The organism is Pseudomonas sp. Rh2 (assembly GCF_040762985.1).
In the GTDB taxonomy this organism is placed as follows: Bacteria; Pseudomonadota; Gammaproteobacteria; order Pseudomonadales; family Pseudomonadaceae; genus Aquipseudomonas; species Aquipseudomonas taiwanensis.
Window position 1 is genome coordinate 1,663,239 of the sequence record NZ_CP142890.1, and the last position, 16,955, is coordinate 1,680,193.

15 protein-coding genes and 1 pseudogene are annotated in these 16,955 nt (G+C 61.5%); 6 read left to right on the forward strand and 10 right to left on the reverse strand.

Annotated features, from left to right (window positions below; genetic code table 11):
* Positions 1 to 44: 44 nt before the first annotated feature.
* The 4 genes from glpD to VXM67_RS07505 all read right to left on the reverse strand — a co-directional run bounded on the left by glpD (position 45) and on the right by VXM67_RS07505 (position 5,101).
* Complete coding sequence (glpD, locus tag VXM67_RS07490; RefSeq protein ID WP_367237579.1) at positions 45 to 1,580, reverse strand: glycerol-3-phosphate dehydrogenase; 1,536 nt, start codon at positions 1,578 to 1,580, stop codon at positions 45 to 47.
* A gap of 172 nt (positions 1,581 to 1,752) precedes the next feature.
* Positions 1,753 to 2,508: a DNA-binding transcriptional repressor GlpR gene (gene glpR / locus VXM67_RS07495; RefSeq protein WP_023379017.1), complete on the reverse strand. Its 756-nt coding sequence runs from the start codon at positions 2,506 to 2,508 to the stop codon at positions 1,753 to 1,755.
* A 177-nt stretch (positions 2,509 to 2,685) separates the two neighbouring features.
* On the reverse strand, positions 2,686 to 4,185 hold the full coding sequence (gene glpK / locus VXM67_RS07500) for a glycerol kinase GlpK (protein WP_023379018.1): 1,500 nt from the start codon (positions 4,183 to 4,185) through the stop codon (positions 2,686 to 2,688).
* A 64-nt stretch (positions 4,186 to 4,249) separates the two neighbouring features.
* A complete protein-coding gene (locus VXM67_RS07505) occupies positions 4,250 to 5,101 on the reverse strand; it encodes an MIP/aquaporin family protein (RefSeq protein ID WP_023379019.1) in 852 nt (283 codons plus the stop codon).
* 303 nt (positions 5,102 to 5,404) lie between these two features.
* Here VXM67_RS07505 and ybaK point away from each other — a divergent pair, with 303 nt between their 5' ends.
* On the forward strand, positions 5,405 to 5,875 hold the full coding sequence (gene ybaK, locus VXM67_RS07510; protein WP_023379020.1) for a Cys-tRNA(Pro) deacylase: 471 nt from the start codon (positions 5,405 to 5,407) through the stop codon (positions 5,873 to 5,875).
* Positions 5,876 to 5,971: 96 nt separating this feature from the next.
* On the opposite strand, the gene VXM67_RS07515 is transcribed toward ybaK, so the two are convergent.
* Positions 5,972 to 7,081: an ABC transporter ATP-binding protein gene (locus VXM67_RS07515; RefSeq protein WP_104882106.1), complete on the reverse strand. Its 1,110-nt coding sequence runs from the start codon at positions 7,079 to 7,081 to the stop codon at positions 5,972 to 5,974.
* Positions 7,078 to 7,998, reverse strand: coding sequence for an ornithine carbamoyltransferase (gene argF, locus VXM67_RS07520; RefSeq protein ID WP_023379022.1), 921 nt, complete (start codon positions 7,996 to 7,998; stop codon positions 7,078 to 7,080). The genes VXM67_RS07515 and argF overlap by 4 nt, the downstream gene beginning before the upstream one ends.
* 362 nt (positions 7,999 to 8,360) lie before the next feature.
* Here argF and VXM67_RS07525 point away from each other — a divergent pair.
* Together VXM67_RS07525 and grxD are read left to right on the forward strand one after the other, a co-directional pair.
* A pseudogene (locus VXM67_RS07525) lies at positions 8,361 to 10,467 on the forward strand (molybdopterin oxidoreductase family protein).
* Between the two features lie 91 nt (positions 10,468 to 10,558).
* Complete coding sequence (gene grxD, locus VXM67_RS07530; protein ID WP_010952251.1) at positions 10,559 to 10,894, forward strand: Grx4 family monothiol glutaredoxin; 336 nt, start codon at positions 10,559 to 10,561, stop codon at positions 10,892 to 10,894.
* 57 nt (positions 10,895 to 10,951) lie between these two features.
* On the opposite strand, the gene bfr is transcribed toward grxD, so the two are convergent.
* Together bfr and VXM67_RS07540 are read right to left on the reverse strand one after the other, a co-directional pair.
* Entirely contained in the window at positions 10,952 to 11,425 is a 474-nt protein-coding gene (gene bfr / locus VXM67_RS07535) for a bacterioferritin (protein ID WP_023379024.1), read from the reverse strand.
* A 201-nt stretch (positions 11,426 to 11,626) separates the two neighbouring features.
* On the reverse strand, positions 11,627 to 11,848 hold the full coding sequence (locus tag VXM67_RS07540; protein ID WP_023379025.1) for a bacterioferritin-associated ferredoxin: 222 nt from the start codon (positions 11,846 to 11,848) through the stop codon (positions 11,627 to 11,629).
* A gap of 213 nt (positions 11,849 to 12,061) precedes the next feature.
* Here VXM67_RS07540 and VXM67_RS07545 point away from each other — a divergent pair, with 213 nt between their 5' ends.
* Complete coding sequence (locus VXM67_RS07545; RefSeq protein WP_023379026.1) at positions 12,062 to 12,664, forward strand: peroxiredoxin; 603 nt, start codon at positions 12,062 to 12,064, stop codon at positions 12,662 to 12,664.
* Between the two features lie 126 nt (positions 12,665 to 12,790).
* On the opposite strand, the gene rnt is transcribed toward VXM67_RS07545, so the two are convergent.
* Both rnt and pyrC read right to left on the reverse strand, forming a co-directional pair.
* Positions 12,791 to 13,465, reverse strand: a complete 675-nt coding sequence (gene rnt / locus VXM67_RS07550) for a ribonuclease T (RefSeq protein ID WP_027907471.1) — start codon at positions 13,463 to 13,465, stop codon at positions 12,791 to 12,793.
* Positions 13,462 to 14,508 carry a dihydroorotase gene (pyrC, locus tag VXM67_RS07555; protein WP_027907472.1) on the reverse strand — a complete coding sequence of 349 codons (1,047 nt, stop codon included), beginning with the start codon at positions 14,506 to 14,508 and terminating at the stop codon, positions 13,462 to 13,464. Before pyrC ends, rnt begins: the two co-directional genes overlap by 4 nt.
* Positions 14,509 to 14,638: 130 nt before the next feature.
* Here pyrC and VXM67_RS07560 point away from each other — a divergent pair, with 130 nt between their 5' ends.
* On the forward strand, positions 14,639 to 15,604 hold the full coding sequence (locus VXM67_RS07560) for an OmpA family protein (protein ID WP_027907473.1): 966 nt from the start codon (positions 14,639 to 14,641) through the stop codon (positions 15,602 to 15,604).
* Between the two features lie 132 nt (positions 15,605 to 15,736).
* A complete protein-coding gene (locus VXM67_RS07565) occupies positions 15,737 to 16,954 on the forward strand; it encodes an argininosuccinate synthase (protein ID WP_023379030.1) in 1,218 nt (405 codons plus the stop codon).
* Position 16,955 lies beyond the last annotated feature (1 nt).

Sequence of the window (16,955 nt, forward strand, 5' to 3'; positions counted from 1 at the left end):
AAGCCCCCTTGCAGCGCTCGGCGCTGACAAGGGGGCGCTGGGGTTCATGCCGCTTGGGTAGCGTCTGGACGTTCAGTCTTGCGTAGGTAGTCGGCGAGCGCGTGTTGCTCGGCCTGCGTGGTGAACAGGCCAAGTTTGGTTCGACGCCACAGAATGTCCTCGGCGTCCACAGCCCATTCCTGGCTGCGCAGGTAATCGACTTCTCGACCGAACAACCCGCCGCCGATCGCCTGGCCCAGGTCATCCGGCCCTGTTACCCCTTCCAGCAATTGCCAGGTGCGGCTGCCATAGGTCACTGCCCAGCGTTTGGCGATATCCACTGGCAACCAGCCATGGCGGGCGAGTAGGGCATCGACCAGTGCTTGCACGCTGGTCATCTGCTCGCCACCAGGCAACGGCCCGCTGGCGGTCCAGCTGCCGCGCATCTGGCTGAAGAATGGCTTGAGTTCGGCCATGGCCGACTCGGCCAGCTTGCGGTAAGTGGTCAGCTTGCCGCCGAACACCGACAGCAGTGGCGCCTGGCCTTCGGCGCAGGACAATGCCAGGGTGTAGTCGCGGGTGACCGCCGACGGATTGTCCGATTCATCGTTGCACAGCGGGCGCACGCCCGAGTAGGTATGCAGGATGTCGGCGCGGCTAAGCTGATGATTGAAGTGCTGGTTGACCACATTGAGCAGGTAGTCGGTTTCCTGCTCGGTAATGGCAACCTTGGCCGGGTCGCCGCTGTACTCGCGGTCGGTGGTGCCGATCAGGGTAAAGCGGTCGAGATAAGGGATGCAGAACACGATGCGCTGATCTTCGTTCTGCAGGATGTAGGCATGTTCACCTTCGTACAGCCGCGGCACGATCAGATGGCTGCCCTGGATCAGGCGGATGCCGTACGGGGCATCCAGCTTGAGGTCATTCTTGATGAAACTGGCTACCCACGGCCCGGCGGCGTTGACCAGGGCGCGAGCGCGGAGGGTCTGCTGGCTGCCGTCGGCGTGTTGCAGCTCGACTTCCCACACGCCGTCGATACGCTCGGCGCGCAGGCAGCGGGTGCGGGTGCGGATGTGTGCGCCGTTCTCGCGCGCAGTCATGGCGTTGAGCACCACCAGGCGAGCGTCGTCCACGGCGCAATCGGCGTATTCGAAACCACGGGTGATGGAGGGTTTGAGCGGGTAGCCAGGTCCGAAGCGCAGGCTGCGCGAGGCGCCCAGGCGCTTGCGTTTGCCCAGGTGGTCATACAGGAACAGGCCGGCGCGGATCATCCAGGCCGGGCGCAGGTGCGGACGGTGGGGCAGCACGAAGCGCATTGGTTTGACGATGTGTGGGGCCTTGGCCAGCAGGACCTCGCGTTCGGCCAGTGCCTCACGCACCAGCCGGAACTCGTAGTGTTCCAGGTAGCGCAGGCCGCCGTGAATCAGCTTGCTGCTAGCCGAGGAGGTGTGTTGGGCCAAGTCGTCCTTCTCGCAAAGGAACACCTTGAGGCCGCGCCCGGCGGCGTCGGCAGCAATGCCTACGCCATTGATGCCGCCGCCGATCACGGCGAGGTCATAGCAGTCGGCGAGTGCGGGCTGGGACGGAACGGGTTGGGACACGGGCAAGGCCTCCTGAAGCTGCTCACATCGAATATGAACATTAATGTTCGTTTCCGAAAATACTAGCGCAACACAACGCCGGTCGCCAGTCAGTCTTTATAGAAAAAACTGATCAGATGACAGTAAGTGAACAATTTCGAAAATGCAGGGCCGCTGGGCGACCCTGCACGGCTCAGACCACGTCTAGGCGAATCTTGTATTGGTTGAGCAGTTGGGTCAGCGCGGGGGAGGGCGCCTGGTCGGTCACCAGGCAATCGACCAGGCTTATCGAGCCCAGGCGAACCATGGCATTGCGCCCGAACTTGCTGGAGTCGGCGGCGAGGATGACTTGGCGGGCGTTGGCGATTATCGCCTGCGAGACGCGCACTTCCTGGTAGTCGAAGTCCAGCAGGCTGCCGTCTTCATCGATGCCGCTGATACCGACCAGAGCAAAGTCGACCTTGAACTGGTTGATGAAATCGACGCTGGCCTGGCCCACCACGCCGCCATCGCGACGCACCGTACCGCCGGCGACCAGCACCTCGAAATCGTCCTTGGCAGCCAGGATTGCCGCCACATGCAGGTTGTTGGTGATCACCTTCAGGTGATTGTGGTTCAGCAGTGCCCGGGCGATGGATTCGGTCGTGGTGCCGATGTTGATGAACAAGGACGCATGGTCGGGAATCTGCCGCGCCACAGCTTCGGCGATGCGTTGCTTCTCGTCGCGCATCTGGTCGGCGCGCATGGCGTAGGCGGTGTTCTCGACGCTCGAATCGTAGGCCGCTCCACCGTGATAGCGGCGCAGCAGGTTGAGCTCGGCGAGCTGGTTGATGTCGCGACGGATGGTTTGCGGGGTCACGACGTACAACTGCGCCATTTCCTCGATGCTGACATAGCCACGTTCGCGTACCAGCTCGAGAATTTGTTGTTGGCGAGGGGGCAGATTCATGGGCGGTCCTTATGGGCTGCCGGACAAATTCTGCAATGATGCCGTAGGAAGGGGATGACGGCCAGTGGCTGCACGTTACGGCTCATCGACGGTAAGCCGACGTCTACAGGCGTGCGTGCGTTTTCTGTAGGCGTCGGCTTGCCGGCGATGGCTGCGCTGCAGCGTTCTCTGCTGCGATCAGGCGTCGTGGTCTTCCCAGTCACGGGTGCGCTCGACCGCTTTTTTCCACCCTGCGTACAGCGTCTCTTTCTGCGTCTCGTCAAGCTGAGGGCTGAACTCGCGCTCGATGATGGCCTTGTCGCGCAACTCGTCCAGACCACTCCAGAAACCACATGCCAGCCCTGCTAGGTAGGCAGCGCCGAGCGCGGTGGTTTCGCGCATTTTCGGACGTTCGACGCAGGTGCCGAGGATGTCTGCCTGGAACTGCATCAGGAAGTTGTTGGCCACTGCACCGCCGTCCACGCGCAGCTCGGAAAGGCGCTGGCCGCAATCCTGCTGCATGGCGTCGAGCACATCGCGGGTCTGGTACGCGATCGACTCGAGTGCGGCACGAATGATGTGGTCGACTTTCACGCCACGGGTCAGGCCGAACAGCGCGCCGCGGGCGTAAGGGTCCCAGTACGGGGCGCCCAGGCCTGTGAATGCGGGTACCAGGTAAACGCCGTTGCTGTCCTTGACCTTGCTGGCGAAGTACTCGGTATCCAGCGCATCGTTGACGATCTTCAACTCGTCACGCAGCCACTGCACGGTGGAGCCGCCATTGAACACGGCGCCCTCCAGCGCGTAGGCCACTTCACCTTTCGGCCCACAGGCGATGGTGGTCAGCAGGCCATGGGACGACTTGACGGCCTGGCTGCCAGTGTTCATCAGCAGGAAGCAACCGGTGCCATAGGTATTCTTCGCTTGGCCCGGCTCCACGCACATCTGGCCGAACAGCGCCGATTGCTGGTCACCGGCGATACCGGCGATGGCGATACCGCTCTTGGTCTGGCCGTAGACCTCCGAAGAAGGACGTACCTCAGGCAGCATTTGGCGCGGGATGCCGAGAATATCCAGCAGTTTGTCGTCCCACTGCAGCGTGTGGATGTTGAACATCAGGGTGCGCGAGGCGTTGGTGTAGTCGGTGACGTGCACCTTGCCACCGGAGAATTTCCAGATCAGCCAGGTGTCGACGGTACCGAACAACAGTTCGCCACGCTCGGCCCGTTCGCGGACGCCTTCGACATTGTCCAGAATCCACTTCAGTTTAGTGCCGGAGAAGTACGGGTCGGTCACCAGGCCTGTGGTGTCGCGAATGTACGTTTCATGGCCATCACGCTTGAGCTGGGCACAGATTTCAGTGCTGCGGCGGCACTGCCAGACGATGGCGTTGTAAACCGGGCGACCGGTTTCCTTGTCCCAGACCACCGTGGTTTCACGCTGGTTGGTGATGCCCAGTGCGGCGACCTGCGCATGGCTGATTCCAGCCTGTGCCAGTGCCTCGACCATGGTCGCGCTCTGGGTGGCGAAGATTTCCATGGGGTCGTGCTCGACCCACCCGGCTTGCGGGTAGTGTTGGGCGAACTCTCGCTGTGAGGTGCCGACCACGTTGGCATCGCGGTCGAAAATGATAGCCCGCGAACTGGTAGTGCCCTGGTCCAGGGCGATGATGTAGTTCTTATCCTGGGTGTCTGTCATGGTCGTAGGCCTTGCAAATGGGTTAGGTCAGGGCTCGGGCGGGCGAAATCGCGCGGCGCCGGTATCAGTTGACTTGAGTATCGCCCTGGGGATTGTCGTTTGTCTCCGAGGTCACGGTTTGCGCCGCTGGCAGGTTGCGGGCGATCAGGCCACGGTACAGCGCAGCGCCCAGGCAAGCACCGAAGATCGGGGCGAATACCGGAACCAGGAAATAAGGGATGTCACGTCCGCCAGTGAAGGCGATTTCGCCCCAGCCGGCCAGGAAGGTCATCAGCTTGGGCCCGAAATCACGGGCTGGGTTCATCGCGAAACCGGTCAGTGGGCCCATGGCACTGCCGATCACGGCAATCAGCAGGCCGATCAGCAGTGGGGCCATGGCGCCACGGGGCAGGCCGTTGTTGTCGTCGGTCAGGGCCATGATCACGGCCATCAGGATGGCGGTGATCACCACTTCGACCAGAAAGGCCTGGCCGATGGACAGCGAAGGATGCGGGTAGGTCGAGAACACCGACGCCAGTTCAAGACTGGCCTGGCTGCCACGCAACATTGCGTGAGCCTGTTCGAAATCGAAGAACAGGTTGCTGTAGAGGGTATACACCAGCGCCGCACCACAGAACGCGCCGCACACCTGGGCGAGCATGTAGAACGGCAACTTGCGTTTGTCGAAGGCGGCGAACAGGGTGAGGGCGATGCTCACGGCCGGGTTCAGGTGCGCACCGGAAATACCGGCGGTGAGGTAGATCGCCATGCTCACGCCGACGCCCCAGATGATGCTGATTTCCCAGAGCCCGAAGCTGGCGCCCGCGACTTTCAGGGCTGCAACGCAGCCAGTGCCGAAGAAGATGAGTAGCGCCGTTCCGAGGAATTCGGCCAGGCATTGGCTGGACAGTGTGGGTTCGCGAAGAGCAGTCGTCATGTATGACCTCGTTTTTTTTGTTGTGAGGCGCTTGGCGCTCGACAGCAAAGCCCGGCGTCTATCCCCATTGACGACGGGCGGGTACAGGAAAATGCACCTTATAAGTGCACCATTTATTCACAAACGAAAAAATATAGACAAGAAACGCTGATGTCAAAGGTCGAAAGTGAACGGTCAGTCACGAATTGGCCGACTATTACAGGCGTGACTCCGCATGCTAGAGAGGCGCGTCCGCTCTGCGCTGGCTGGCTTGTGGGATTTATCCTAAAGTAGCCGCCGACCTGTCCCAGACCGGAGTGCTGCATGACCCCCGCCCTCGACTTGCTTAAAAAAGTGCGTGCCGAACATCGTGTGCACAGTTATGAACATGACCCCAAATCAGCCTCTTACGGGCTTGAAGCCGCCGAGAAGCTGGGGCTCGACCCGCAGCAGGTGTTCAAGACCCTATTGGCCAGCAGTGAGAAGGGGGAATTGCTGGTGGCCGTGGTGCCGGTGGTCGGTACCCTGGACTTGAAGGCCCTGGCCCAAGCGGCGGGGGTGAAGAAGTGCGAGATGGCCGACCCGGCGGTGGCCCAGCGCGCTACCGGCTACCTGGTCGGCGGTATCAGCCCTCTCGGGCAGAAGAAGCGGTTGCGCACATTCATCGACGAATCCGCGCAGCAGTTCCCAAGCATTCATGTCAGCGCCGGGCGGCGGGGGCTCGAGGTGGAGTTGGCGGCGGCAGTGTTGGCCGAGCATACCCAGGGCAAGTTCGCTGGGATTGGTCGAGGCTGAAGCTGGGCTGGTTCCCTGGCGGGCGGCGTGGTCCGCTCGGGCGTGCCGGAGGATCGCAGGTGATGGGCCGCAAGGCGGCCCTTCCAGGCTGTGAAATCAGGTTGCGGAACTGTACCGGCGAACCCCGTTTTCCTGACGCAGCAGCTGCGCCGCCACGCTACCAGGTACCGCGAAGAGCACCAGGTGGTCTGCCTTCACGGCAATGCCGACATCCTGGCCGACCTGATGATCGATATGGCTGGGGAAGATCGCCTCGAGCTGGCTGCCCGTGGGCAGTTGCAGACGGTACAGGGTCGAAGCGCCCAGGAAACTCTTGCCGACGATATTGGCGCGCAGCTCGCTGTCCGGGTCCGGCACGATATCGTCAGGACGCAGCAGCACGTCTACCGAGCTGCCTACGGCCATGGTGTAGGCCCGATTGCCACGCAGCTCGCCCAATTCGGTGTTGACCGACTCATGGCTACTCATCTGGCCACGGATGAAATAGCCCTGGCCAATGAAGCTGGCCACGAACGGGGTCTGCGGTTCGTGGTAAAGGTTGTACGGTGTATCCCACTGCTCCAGGCGGCCTTCCTTGAACACGCCTACGTGGTCACTGACGGCAAAGGCTTCTTCCTGGTCGTGGGTGACCAGAATGGCGCTGGTACCACGGCTCTTGAGAATGTCACGGACCTCGTGGCTCAACCGGCGACGCAATTCCACGTCGAGGTTGGAGAAAGGTTCGTCGAGCAGCAATAGCTGAGGCTCGGGTGCCAGGGCGCGCGCCAAGGCTACACGCTGTTGCTGGCCACCGGACAGCTCATGGGGGTAACGACCGCCCAGGCCGCCCAGCTTGACCAGATCGAGCATCTCCTCGATCACGTCGCCCTGGCGCGGGTGCTTGGCAATGCCGAAAGCGATGTTCTGCGCCACGGTCAGGTGTGGGAACAGGGCGTAGTCCTGGAACACCATGCCAATGCGGCGTTTCTCGGGTGCCAGGGTGAACCCAGCACGGGATATGACCTCGCCAGCCAACTGGATCTCGCCTTCATGGACCGGCTCGAAGCCGGCGATGGCGCGCAAGGTGGTGGTCTTGCCGCAACCGGATGAACCCAGCAGGCAACCGATGTCGCCTGCGTTCAGGTGCAGGTTGAGGTTTTGAACGATGCGCTGCTCGCCATAGCCGCAGGCGAGGTCGCGCAGGTTGAGCAGTAGGGGTTGACTCATGCGTGGTGGTAAGCCGGTTCTACAAGGAATTCGAGAAGCGCCTTCTGTGCATGCAGCCGGTTTTCAGCTTCGTCCCAGGCGACCGAACGAGGGTCGTCGAGCAGGTCCTGGCTGATTTCCTCGCCACGGTGGGCAGGCAGGCAGTGCATGAAGAGGACATCGGGTGCCGCCAGGTCGAGCAGTTCGCGGGTGACCTGGTAAGGCGCGAAATGCGCCAGGCGCCGTGCAGTTTCCTCCTCCTGCCCCATGGAAGTCCAGACATCGGTGGTCACCAGGTGCGCGCCACGCACCGCTTCCTTCGGATCGCGGACGATCTGTATGCGGTCGCCGCCCAGGTCGAGGAAACGCTGCTCGGGCTCGTAGCCTTCCGGGCAGGCGATACGCAGTTGGAAATCGAACTGCACTGCAGCCTCGATGTAGGAGTTGCACATGTTGAAACCATCGCCGACCCAGGCCACGGTCTTACCCTGGATCGCGCCACGGTGCTCAAGGAAAGTTTGCATGTCGGCCAGCAGCTGGCACGGGTGCGATTCATCTGACAGACCGTTGATCACCGGAACACGGGAGTTGGCGGCGAACTCGGTGAGGGTGCTGTGGGCATGGGTACGGATCATCACCGCATCGAGCATGCGCGACATGACGATGGCGCTGTCGGCGATCGGTTCGCCACGGCCCAGCTGGGTATCACGCGGCGACAGGAAGATGGCCTGGCCGCCAAGCTGGATCATGCCGGCTTCGAACGACAGGCGGGTACGGGTCGAGGACTTCTCGAAGATCATCCCCAGCACGCGGTTTTTCAGCGGTTCGAACAGCACGCCTCGGTTACGCAGGTCCTTCAGCTCGATGCCTCGACGGATCACGCCGAGCAATTCGTCAGCTGTGAAATCCATCAGGGAGAGAAAGTGCCTAGCGCTCATGATTGACTACCTTATCTGCAACGGTATGCAGGTCGACCGTATGGTTTTTTTGACAACGGGAGTGACCTGCGGCGTAAGCCGCACGGGGCGGACGAAATAGGGAAAGGCGCAATACTATAATTAAATGTCGCCTGAAACCAAGAGGGAGAACAGCAGCTCTGTTGCAAAGGGTGTCGTAACCCGCTGAGCCTGTGCTGTTTTTTATTTGCTACACAGGTTGTACACGGCTTGCTGGCAATTTGGCAAATGGATGTCGCGAATCGTGCGCTTGATGTCGGGGGATTCATGGGACGAAGCGCGCTGGCCGCCGGCTCGGGCTGGGCGCATAGTCGTGCCTGGACAACTACAAGGCAGAGGCGGCCATGACCAAGACCCTGCATCACCGTGCCTGTCACCTGTGCGAGGCCATTTGCGGCCTGAGCATCGAAATTAGCCATGAGGCCGACGGGCGGGCGCGAATCAGTTCGATCAAGGGCGACGCCCAAGACCCATTCAGCCGGGGTCATATCTGCCCCAAGGCGGTGGCGCTGCAGGACATCCAGGACGACCCCGACCGGTTGCGCGTGCCTCATCGGCGCATCGGCGACCGTTGGCAGCCGATCAGTTGGCAGGAGGCCTTCGCCCTTGCCGCGGACAAGCTCTGGTCGGTGCAGCAGGCCCATGGTCGTAACGCCGTGGCGGTCTACCAAGGCAACCCCAGCGTGCACAACTATGGGTTGATGACCCACAGCAACTACTTCCTGGGCTTGCTCAAGACCCGCAACCGCTATTCCGCCACCTCGGTGGACCAGCTTCCACAGCACCTCACCAGCCACTTGATGTACGGCCACGGCTTGCTCCTGCCGATCCCGGACATCGACCACACAGACTTCATGCTGATCCTGGGTGGCAACCCGTTGGCATCGAACGGCAGCATCATGACCGTGCCGGATGTGGAAAAACGTCTGAAGACGCTGCGCGCCAGGGGGAAGGCTGGTGGTGGTCGACCCTCGGCGTAGCGAGACGGCCGCCATGGCGGATCGTCATCTGTTCGTGCGCCCCGGTGGCGACGCCGCGTTGTTGTGCGGCTTGCTCAACACTTTGTTCGATGAAGGGTTGGCCCGGGGCTCGCATCTGCCGGTCAATGGTTTGGAACAGGTCATTGAAGCGATCTCACCCTTCACCGCAGAGAAGATGAGCGCCGTCTGTGGCATCCCTGCCACTGACATCCGCCAACTGGCGCGTGATTTCGCCGCTGCGGACACGGCCGTGTGCTATGGCCGCATGGGCGTATCGACCCAGGCCTTCGGCAGTCTCTGCCATTGGCTGGTGCAATTGATCAACCTGGTCACCGGCAACCTCGACCGTGTCGGAGGGGCGTTGTGTACCGAGCCTGCGGTCGATCTGGTGGCCAGCACCTCGGGCGGTCACTTCAATGCATGGCAGAGTCGCGTATCGGGCCTGCCTGAGTATGGCGGAGAGTTGCCGGTGGCGGCGTTGGCCGAGGAAATGCTCACGCCTGGGGAGGGACAGATCCGGGCGTTGATAACCGTAGCTGGCAACCCGGTGCTGTCCACGCCCAATGGCCGACAGCTGGATTCGGCGCTGGACAGGCTCGAGTTCATGCTTAGCATCGACCTTTACATCAACGAGACCACCCGCCATGCCGATCTGATCCTGCCATCGACCTCGGCGCTGGAAAATGATCACTACGACACCACCTTCAACCTACTGGCAGTGCGCAACGTCACCCGCTTCAACCGGGCGATCCTGCCCAAGCCAGAGGGGGCGCTGCATGACTGGGAGATTTTTGTCGGCCTGGCTCGCGCCTTCGCCGAACGCGCAGGCCTGGAGCTCAAGCCGACCCTTGCCCCGGCGCAGATGATCGACATGGCGCTGCGCAAAGGGCGCTATGGCGAGGCGTCGTCCTGGGGGCTTTCTTTGGACGCGCTTTTGGAGTACCCCCATGGCCTGGACCTGGGGCCGCTGCGGGCCAACCTTGGGACGCGCCTGCGCACCGAGAGCCAGGCCGTCGAGGCGGCGCCCCAGGTGTTGCTGGACGATTTGCACCGGCTTGCCTTGCAAGCGCCGCCACCGGCGGGGGAGCTGCTGCTGATCGGGCGGCGCCATGTCCGCAGCAACAACTCGTGGATGCACAATTACCAGCGCCTGGTCAAAGGCAAGCCACGCCATCATTTGCTGATGCACCCAGAGGACCTGCAGCAGCGGCAGTTGGAGAGTGGGCAGCGTGTGCGTATCCGATCGCGCACCGGCACGCTCGAAGTCGAAGTACTGGCCTGCGAGGACATGATGCCGGGCGTCGTCAGCCTGCCCCATGGCTATGGCCATGGCCGCCAGGGCGTGCAACTGCAGATCGCCCATGGACAACCCGGGGTCAGCGCCAACGACCTGACCGACGAGCATTTGCGCGATCAGGTTTCGGGTAACGCAGCTCTCAATGGCGTGCCGGTACAAGTGGAGGCCGCTTGAGCAATGGTAAGGCCGAGCACGCCGCTCGGCTTTCCGTTACAATGCGTCACCGTGCCGACGACCGTGTCGGAAAGTTCAGCCGAGGTGCTACATGGATATCATCGAAACGATCAAAGAGCAGATTGCCAACAACACCATTCTGCTTTACATGAAAGGCTCGCCGAATGCCCCGCAGTGTGGCTTCTCTGCGCGTGCCTCGCAGGCTGTGATGGGTTGCGGCGAGAAGTTCGCCTACGTCGACATCCTGCAGAACCCGGAAATCCGCGCCAACCTGCCTAAATACGCCAACTGGCCAACCTTCCCGCAACTGTGGGTGGCCGGCGAGCTGGTCGGCGGTAGCGACATCATGCTGGAAATGTTCGAAAAGGGTGAGCTGCAGACCCTGATCAAGGACGCGGCTGCCAAGGCCAAGGCTTCCGAAGCCTGATTGCTCCCAGGCATAAAAAAACCCGCTTGATGCGGGTTTTTTTATGGGGGTAGAAATTTATTCTTCGCCCATCTGCGATTGCAGGTAGTTCTCGATGCCGATCTTGTCGATCAGGCCCAGCTGAGTTTCCAGCCAGTCGATGTGTTCTTCCTCGGCTTCGAGGATGTCTTCAAGCAGATCGCGCGAACCGAAGTCGCCGGCCGTTTCGCAATGAGCGATGGCTGCCTTCAGGTCGATAAGACCTTTCTGCTCGATCTTCAGGTCGCACTCGAGCATTTCCTTGGTGTGTTCGCCGATCAGCAGCTTGCCGAGGTCCTGGACGTTGGGGATGCCTTCGAGGAAGAGAATCCGCTTGATCAGCTTGTCTGCATGCTTCATCTCGTCGATGGATTCTTTGTACTCGTGCTTGCCGAGCTTGTTCAGACCCCAATCTTCGTACATGCGCGCGTGCAGGAAGTACTGGTTGATTGCGACCAGCTCGTTTCCGAGGATCTTGTTGAGATGCTGGATGACGCTTACGTCGCCTTTCATGTCGGGTTCCTGCCCTGTAGAAGTGTGCCAATACTGCGAAGTTTGAGCCTGATGCCGGGGGCTGTCAAACCTAAGTTATTGAATAATAAATAAAAATTAATAGGAATAAGAATGTTTGTGAACCGCGTTAGAGCGCTAACTTATTGAATTGCGGGCATAAAAAAACCGGACGCAAGGTCCGGTTCTTCGAATTCGGGCAAATCAGGCAGCGGTAAATTCAACGGGGTAGGGCAGGGCGGCGTGTTGGCTTGCCTGGATTTCGGTCAGGGTCTCACGGACGACCTGTTTGGCTAGGCAAGCGCATTTGCCACATTGGCTGGCGACGTTGGTCGCGGTTCGCACTTCCTTGTAGCTGCAGCATCCTTCATAGATCGCATCGCGGATCTGTCCGTCGGTAACGCCGACACAAAGACACACATACATAGAGGCTGACCATCGCTGGTTGGGTCGATGGGGGGAGCTTAATGTTAATGAGAATGCTTGTCAAAGGACTTTCGGAAAGGTGCGCGCTTGAGCGACCGGCGGTTGGATTCGGACTGTCACCGCAAGCCGTGTATGATGGACGGCCTTTGTTGGATGTCGGGCAAGCCAGCCTTGCACCGGCAAACGATTCTTCACCCTCATCAGGAGATAGCAATGAGCGTACTCGTTGGTAAAAAAGCCCCCGACTTCACCGTCCCCGCCGTACTGGGCAACGGCGAGATCGTCGACAGCTTCAACCTGGCTTCGGCCATCAAGGGCAAGTACGGCCTGGTGTTCTTCTACCCGCTGGACTTCACCTTCGTCTGCCCGTCCGAGCTGATCGCCCTGGACAACCGCATTCCTGACTTCCAGGCACGTAACGTTGAAGTGATCGGCGTGTCGATCGACTCGCACTTCACCCACAACGCCTGGCGTAACACCCCGGTGAACAGCGGCGGTATCGGTCAAGTCAAGTACACCCTGGCCGCTGACATCACTCACGAAATCTGCAAAGCCTACGACGTCGAGTCCGAAGGCGGCGTGGCCTTCCGTGGCGCCTTCCTGATCGACACCAACGGTGTGGTTCGTTCGCAGATCGTCAACGACCTGCCACTGGGCCGCAACATGGACGAACTGCTGCGTCTGGTCGACGCTCTGCAATTCCACGAAGAGCACGGCGAAGTCTGCCCTGCCAACTGGAAAAAAGGCGACCAGGGCATGACCGCTTCGCCGGAAGGCGTTGCTGCCTACCTGAGCGAGAACGCTGGCAAGCTGTAATTGCCGCGTGCATGAAAAAACCGGCCTAAGTGGCCGGTTTTTTTTGCTGCACTTTTCGGGAGTGCCGTGCGCTCGCGACACAAGGTCGCTCCCACACTGGGTGTGGAAACGACCCTGGCATTCGACTCAATCGTTGAAATCCCGCCAGCCGCCCATTTCCTTCCAGCGGTTGACGATGCCGCAGAACAGCTCGGCCGTCTTCTCGGTGTCGTAACGCGCCGAGTGCGCTTCACGGCCGTCGAAGTCGATGTCAGCGCTCTGGCAGGCACGTGCCAGCACGGTCTGACCATAGGCCAGGCCCGCCAGGGTGGCCGTGTCGAAGCTGGAGAACGGGTGGAATGGATTGCGCTTGATGTCGTTGCGCGCCACGGCAGCGTTGAGGAAGCCCAGGTCGAAGCTGCTGTTGTGCCCGACCAGGATCGCCCGTTTGCAGCCGTTAGCCTTGAGCGCCTTGCGCACGCCTCGGAAAATGTCCGTCAGCGCGCTGTCCTCGCTGACCGCCATGCGCAGCGGGTGGTCCAGCTTGATGCCAGTGAACTCCAGGGCCGCCGGCTCGATGTTGGCGCCTTCAAAGGGCTCCACGCGGTGAAAATAGGTGTGCTCGGGGAAGAGGAAGCCTTTCTCGTCCATGCCGATGGTGACAGCGGCGATTTCCAGCAACGCGTCGGTGGCGCTGTTGAAGCCACCGGTCTCGACATCCACCACCACGGGCAGGTAGCCACGGAAGCGTTCGGCCATCGGATGACGTGGGCCGCCGCTGACCTGACCGTCCTGGTCGTCTTCGTAGAGGTCTTCGCTCACGCGTTGTCCTCCAGCAGGCGCCAGCGCAGCTTTTCACCGGCGCGCAGCGGAACCACGGTCTGCTCGCCAAAAGGCAGGCTGTCCGGGGCGGTCCATTCCTCACGGACCAGGGTAATGGTGTCGGTATTCGCTGGCAGCCCATAGAAGGCCGGGCCATGCAGGCTGGCGAAGCCTTCCAGCTTGTCGAGCGCGTTACGCTGCTCGAAAGCCTCGGCGTACATCTCGATGGCCGCATAGGCGGTGTAGCAACCGGCGCAGCCGCAGGCAGCTTCCTTGGCATGCTTGGCATGAGGTGCCGAGTCGGTGCCGAGGAAGAACTTCGGATTGCCGCTGGTGGCGGCGTCCAGCAAGGCGACCTGGTGGGTGTTGCGCTTGAGGATCGGCAGGCAGTAGAAGTGCGGGCGAATACCGCCGACCAGCATGTGGTTACGGTTGTACAGCAGGTGCTGCGCGGTGATGGTGGCGCCGACGTTGGCCGGAGCCTCGGTGACGAACTGCGCGGCATCGCTGGTGGTGATGTGTTCGAACACCACCTTCAGGGTCGGGAAACGTTCGACGACGCGGCGCATGTGCTCGTCGATGAAGCGCTTCTCGCGGTCGAATACATCGATCTCGCTACGGGTCACCTCACCGTGTACCAGCAGAGGCATGCCAACTTCAGCCAGCGCCTCGATGGCGGGGAAGATGTTGTCGATGCTGGTCACGCCGGAATCGGAGTTGGTGGTCGCGCCAGCGGGGTATAGCTTGGCGGCGTAAACGAAGCCGCTGGCCTTGGCCGCGCGGATGTCCTCGGGGCTGGTGCGGTCGGTGAGGTACAGCACCATCAGTGGCTCGAAGCGGCTGCCGGCCGGACGTGCGGCCAGGATGCGCTCACGGTAGGCGCCCGCCTCGACGGCGTTGCGTACCGGCGGAACCAGGTTGGGCATGATGATAGCGCGGGCGAAAGTGCGCGCCACGTCGCCAACGGTATGGGGCAGGACGGCACCATCGCGCAGATGGATGTGCCAGTCGTCGGGGCGCAGGAGGGTCAGGCGATCGGACATTGGGGATTCCAGGCGGGTCGAACTCAAGCCCCAATGCTACCGGAAAACCCAGGGACGAGCACGGCTATCAAGTTTTCCGGTCGGCGCCCGATAGCCTCAAGGTAAGCCGTCAGAAATAGTGGAGCCGCCCGTGCGCCAGCGTTACCTAGCCCTGTTGACCCTGTTCGCCAGCCTGCCGGCTGGTGCGCTGACCTTCCAGACCCGCATGGAGAACATCGCCTGGAAAGTCGAGGGTGATCAGTTCGAATGCCGTCTTGTCCAGCCGATCGACGGTTTTGGCAGCGGTGAGTTCGTGCGCCGGGCTGGCGAGCAACCGGTCTTCAGGTTGCGTTCGGACACCAATGCCCTGGGCGCAGGTTCCGCGACGCTGCTGGCAGCGGCGGCGCCATGGCAGCCTGGACGGGCCGACATCAACCTGGGGGCGGTCCGTATGGCGCGCACCGGCGTGCTGTTCAGTTCTTCCCAGGGCCAAGCCAGCCGCTTGATCAACGGTCTGCTCGACGGACGTAGCACGGTGGTGCGCGCATACACGGGCGAGGGCGGGCGAGCCATGGAGGTGCGTGTGCTGCCGGTGAGCTTTGCCAAAGCCTACGGCGACTACCAGGCGTGTGCGGGCAAGCTGTTGGCAATGAACTTCGATCAGGTCCGCCAGACCCAGGTGGGTTTCCCAGGGGGTGGCATCGAGCTGGATGCCTCGGCCAAGGCACGTCTGGATGTGATTCTCGAGTATCTGAAGGCCGATCCGACGGTCAACCATATCGAGCTCAACGGCCACTCCGACAACAGCGGCAACCGCCTGACCAATCGTGACAGCTCGCGCCGCCGGGCGCTGGCCGTGGCCGACTACCTCAAGGCCAACGGTATACCGGAGGAGCAGATCGTCGTGCGCTTCCACGGCGAACGCTACCCGCTGGTGAAAAACAACACCCCTGCCAACCGTGCGCGCAACCGCCGGGTCAATATCGAACTGGACCGCGTCGCGGCAGTCGAGAAGCCTGTGGAGGCGCCCGTCGAGCAGCCGGCCGCGCAACCTGCCGCGGCACCGGCCGCCACAGCACCGGCCCCGGCCGCCCGGGCACCCGCGGCAAAATCCTGATTCCCCGCGACAGGGAGTCGCGCTATCGACAGTTCCTGTCGCTTTGTCATCACAAGCTGTCGCCCCACTGTAAATTTGGCCACAACACCGTTAGAATCGGTGGCTTTCCGTACAACCCCGTGGAGTGATGGCATGGCGGACGTAAAAAAGGTCGTACTGGCGTATTCCGGCGGCCTTGATACTTCGGTGATTCTCAAGTGGCTGCAGGACACCTACAACTGCGAAGTGGTGACCTTCACCGCTGACCTCGGTCAGGGCGAAGAGGTCGAACCGGCTCGTGCCAAGGCCCAGGCAATGGGCGTTAAAGAGATCTACATCGACGATCTGCGCGAAGAGTTCGTGCGTGATTTCGTCTTCCCGATGTTCCGCGCCAACACCGTCTATGAAGGCGAGTACCTGCTGGGTACTTCCATCGCCCGTCCGCTGATCGCCAAGCGTTTGATCGAAATCGCCAACGAAACTGGCGCCGATGCCATTTCCCATGGCGCGACCGGCAAGGGTAACGACCAGGTTCGTTTCGAGCTGGGTGCCTACGCACTCAAGCCGGGCGTCAAGGTCATCGCCCCGTGGCGCGAATGGGACCTGCTGTCCCGCGAAAAACTGATGGACTACGCCGAGAAGCACGGTATTCCGATCGAGCGTCACGGCAAGAAGAAATCGCCGTACTCGATGGATGCCAACCTGCTGCACATCTCCTATGAAGGCGGCGTACTGGAAGATACCTGGACCGAGCACGAAGAAGACATGTGGCGTTGGAGCGTCTCTCCGGAGAAAGCCCCCGACACCCCGACCTACATCGAGCTGACCTACCGCAACGGTGACATCGTCGCCATCGACGGCGTCGAGAAGTCCCCGGCCACCGTCCTGGCAGACCTGAACCGCATCGGCGGCGCCAACGGTATCGGCCGTCTGGACATCGTCGAGAACCGTTACGTCGGCATGAAGTCCCGTGGCTGCTACGAGACCCCGGGCGGCACCATCATGCTCAAGGCTCACCGCGCCATCGAGTCGATCACCCTGGACCGCGAAGTTGCCCACCTCAAAGACGAGCTGATGCCGAAGTATGCCAGCCTGATCTACACCGGCTACTGGTGGAGCCCGGAGCGTCTGATGCTGCAGCAGATGATCGACGCTTCCCAGGTCAACGTGAACGGCGTCGTACGCCTGAAACTGTACAAGGGCAACGTCATCGTTGTCGGCCGCAAGTCGGATGACTCGCTGTTCGATGCCAACATCGCGACCTTCGAGGAAGATGGCGGCGCCTACAACCAGGCCGATGCTGCGGGCTTCATCAAGCTCAATGCGCTGCGCATGCGCATTGCTGCCAACAAAGGCCGTTCGATGCTTTAAC